This is a genomic window from Hyalangium sp., assembly GCF_035629615.1.
Lineage (GTDB): Bacteria > Myxococcota > Myxococcia > Myxococcales > Myxococcaceae > Hyalangium.
In genome coordinates this window covers 1-3,100 of sequence record NZ_DASPHO010000570.1, presented here as the reverse complement: position 1 = coordinate 3,100, position 3,100 = coordinate 1, and the positions used below count along the sequence as shown (strand labels likewise).

General features: G+C 70.0%; 5 protein-coding genes. All 5 read left to right on the top strand.

The genetic code is table 11. The annotated features are described in order from the left end of the window. A partial coding sequence (locus tag VD972_RS28965) for a phosphoribosylformylglycinamidine cyclo-ligase (protein WP_324991996.1) occupies positions 1-530 on the top strand: 530 nt, incomplete at its 5' end. Beyond that, a complete protein-coding gene (purN, locus tag VD972_RS28960; RefSeq protein WP_324991995.1) occupies positions 527-1,189 on the top strand; it encodes a phosphoribosylglycinamide formyltransferase in 663 nt (220 codons plus the stop codon). The genes VD972_RS28965 and purN, both read left to right, overlap by 4 nt. Next, a complete protein-coding gene (locus VD972_RS28955) occupies positions 1,186-1,677 on the top strand; it encodes a DUF523 domain-containing protein (RefSeq protein WP_324991994.1) in 492 nt (163 codons plus the stop codon). Before purN ends, VD972_RS28955 begins: the two co-directional genes overlap by 4 nt. 44 nt (positions 1,678-1,721) lie before the next feature. Further along, positions 1,722-2,405 carry an HAD family phosphatase gene (locus VD972_RS28950; protein ID WP_324991993.1) on the top strand — a complete coding sequence of 228 codons (684 nt, stop codon included), beginning with the start codon at positions 1,722-1,724 and terminating at the stop codon, positions 2,403-2,405. Positions 2,406-2,499: 94 nt separating this feature from the next. Further along, positions 2,500-3,033 carry a GNAT family N-acetyltransferase gene (locus tag VD972_RS28945; RefSeq protein ID WP_324991992.1) on the top strand — a complete coding sequence of 178 codons (534 nt, stop codon included), beginning with the start codon at positions 2,500-2,502 and terminating at the stop codon, positions 3,031-3,033. The last annotated feature ends 67 nt before the right edge of the window (positions 3,034-3,100 follow it).

Sequence of the window (3,100 nt, the reverse complement as noted above, 5' to 3'; positions counted from 1 at the left end):
CGACGTGCGAGCCCGGCGACGCGTTGATCGGCCTGCCCTCCTCGGGGCTGCACTCCAACGGCTACTCCCTGGCGCGCAAGGTGCTGCTGGAGGATGGGGAGCTGTCGCTGAAGGAGATGCCCGAGGGCCTGGAGTGTCCGCTGGCGGATGCGCTGCTGGAGCCCACGCGGATCTACGTGAAGGACGTGCTGGCGCTGATGCAGGCGGTGAAGGTGAAGGGGATGGCGCACATCACCGGGAGCGGCATTCCGGGGAACCTGCCGCGCTGCCTGCCGGACGGGACGCGGGCGGTGCTGAGCGAGCGGGCGTGGAGCCGGCCGCCGATCTTCGATCTGATTGCCCAGCTCGGCGGGGTGCAGCGCGAGGAGATGTTCTCCACCTTCAACATGGGGCTGGGGCTTATCGTGGTGGTGGCGAAGCAGGACGTGGCGCAGGCGCTGAGCGTGTTGAACGCGCGAGGCGTGAAGGCCACAGAGGTAGGGCGCGTAGAGCAGGGCCAGGGCGAGGCGACGGCGGTCATCGAGCCATGAGCATGGCGCGAGCCCGGGTCGGGGTGCTGATCTCCGGGAGTGGCAGCAACCTGCAGGCGCTGCTGGACGCGTGCGCTCAGGCGGACTCCCCCGCGGAGGTGGCCTGCGTGGTGTCCAACGTGGCCACGGCGTTTGGGCTGAAGCGGGCGCGCAAGGCGGGCGTGGCCGCGGTGGTGCTGGATCACAAGGCGTTTGGCGCTCGTGCGGACTTCGAGCGGGCGCTCGGGGAGGAGCTGCAGAAGGCGGGCGTGGAGTGGGTGTGCCTGGCGGGCTTCATGCGCCTGCTGAGCGCGGACTTCCTGGCGGGGTTTCCGGGGCGGGTGCTGAACATCCACCCCGCCCTGCTGCCGGCGTTCCCGGGGCTGCATGCACAGCGCCAGGCGCTGGAGCGAGGGGTGAAGATCGCCGGGTGCACGGTGCACTTCGTGGACGCGGGCACTGACACGGGGCCGATCATCGCTCAGGCGGCGGTGCCGGTGCTGCCGGGGGACGATGAGGAGAGCCTGAGCGCGCGGATCCTCGTGGAGGAGCACCGGCTCTACCCGCTGGCGTTGCGGCTGGCGGTGACGGGCAAGGTGACCCTGGAGGGGACACGGACGCGAGTCGACGCGCAGGCCACAGTGGGCGAGCTGAGCCTGCGCAGCCCGGGGGCGCCATGACGACGGAGCGGACGCGCGAGGAGCGGCTGGCGGCACTGCGCGAGGCGCGAGTGGTGCTGGTGAGCGCGTGCTTGCTGGGCGAGGCCTGCAGGTACGACGGGAAGTCGAAGGGCTCGACCCCTGTGATGCGGGCGCTGGAGGGCAAGGAGGTGGTGCCCGTGTGCCCGGAGACGGGCGCTGGACTGGGGATTCCAAGGCCCGCGGTGGAGCTGCGCGGAGGCACGGGAGAGGCGGTGCTGGCAGGCCGGGCGCGGGCGGTGGTGGCCGCGACGGGCGAGGATCGCACGGCAGAGTTCCGCTACGGCGCAGAGCTGGCGCTGGAGGCAGTGCGGCGCTTCGGGGTGACAGTGGCGGTGCTCAAGGAGCGCAGCCCCTCCTGCGGCAGCCATGGAACGCATGTGGACGGCGCGGTGGTCCAGGGCCGAGGCGTCACGGCCGCCCTGCTCCACTCTGCTGGAGTCATCATCCTCAGCGACGAGGAGCTGTGACTTCCGGATCCCATCCCGGCGCCAGACGCGGTAATGCAGGGGGCATGATCGCGCCCACACCTCTGCACGCCGCCATCTTCGACATGGATGGCACCCTCGTCGACAACATGCGCTACCACTCCGAAGCGTGGGTGGCCCTCTCCCAGCGCCTCGGGCTGGAGGCCACCGCCGAGCGGTTCGAGCGCGAGTTCGCGGGCAAGAAGAACGAGGAGATCCTTCCGATCCTGCTCGGCCGTCATGTCCCTGCAGATGAACTGGCTCGGCTGGCCGAGGAGAAGGAGACCCACTACCGCAAGCTCTACGCGCCGCACCTGGCGCTCATGCGAGGTGCCGAGGCCTTCATCGCCCGTCTGAGGGGCACTGGGGTCCGCCTGGCCATCGCCACCGCCGCTCCCACCGGGAATCGCACGATGGTGCTGGATGGACTCGGAATCCGCTCACTCTTCGCGCGCGTCGTCGGCGCCGAAGAGGTAACCCGAGGTAAGCCCGCGCCAGACATCTTCCTCGCCGCGGCAAAGGCCCTTGAGGTGGAACCCTCCACCTGCGTCGTCTTCGAGGACGCCGTGAACGGCATCATCGCGGCACGCGCGGCGGGCATGGTCGCGGTGGGCATTACCACCACGACTCCCCCCGAAGTGCTTCGGGAGGCGGGGGCCCAATGGGTGGCACCGGACTTCGCCACGCTCCCACCCGATCTAGAGGCCCGACTCCTCATCACTTCCTCCTGACCCGACCCAAGGGTCCTCCCCGCGGCGCGCTCTGGCCGAACCTGTAGGGTTGTCTGACAGGTTTGCCCAACCCGCCTCCGGCCCCTCCCCTCTGATGGAACTCCGCACCGAACGCCTGCTGTTCCGCCCGTTCCGCCCGGAGGACGAGGAGGCTCTCTTCCGCCTCTGGAACGACCCTCAGGTGCGCCGCTACCTCTGGGACGACCAGCCCGTGGCCCGAGAGGTGGTGCGAGAGCAGATCGCCCTCACCCAACAGGACTTCCGTGAGCGCGGCTTCGGCCTGTTCGCCCTGTTCCTGGTAGAGCAACCAGGAGAGCTCATCGGCTTTTGTGGGCTCCGACGCATCGACGGGGGCGCGGACATCGAGGTGCTCTATGGCCTCCTGCCCGGCTTCTGGAAGCGAGGACTGGCGACGGAGGCCGCCCAGGCCGTGCTCCGCTTCGGCTTCGAGCAGGTAGGACTGGAGGAGATCCTCGCCGGGGCCGACTTCGACAACGCCGCCTCCCTGCGCTGCATGCAGCGGCTGGGGATGTCGGATGCCGGAGAGCGGCGCGTTGGGCCCCAGCAGCTCCCGGCCCGGTACTACCGGCTCGCCCGACGGGACTTCGCCCCCCGTCCGGGCCCCTGAGGCTCTACCCGGACTCGCCGGGCACCCAACAGCTCCCTGAATCAGAAAGGCGCCAGAAACCGGGACG

What these genes read in the sequence shown, in the direction of transcription:
- purN (WP_324991995.1), top strand. Translation starts at nt 527, where the DNA reads ATGAGCATGGCGCGAGCCCGGGTCGGGGTGCTGATCTCCGGGAGTGGC.
- VD972_RS28955 (WP_324991994.1), top strand. Translation starts at nt 1,186, where the DNA reads ATGACGACGGAGCGGACGCGCGAGGAGCGGCTGGCGGCACTGCGCGAG.
- VD972_RS28950 (WP_324991993.1), top strand. Translation starts at nt 1,722, where the DNA reads ATGATCGCGCCCACACCTCTGCACGCCGCCATCTTCGACATGGATGGC.
- VD972_RS28945 (WP_324991992.1), top strand. Translation starts at nt 2,500, where the DNA reads ATGGAACTCCGCACCGAACGCCTGCTGTTCCGCCCGTTCCGCCCGGAG.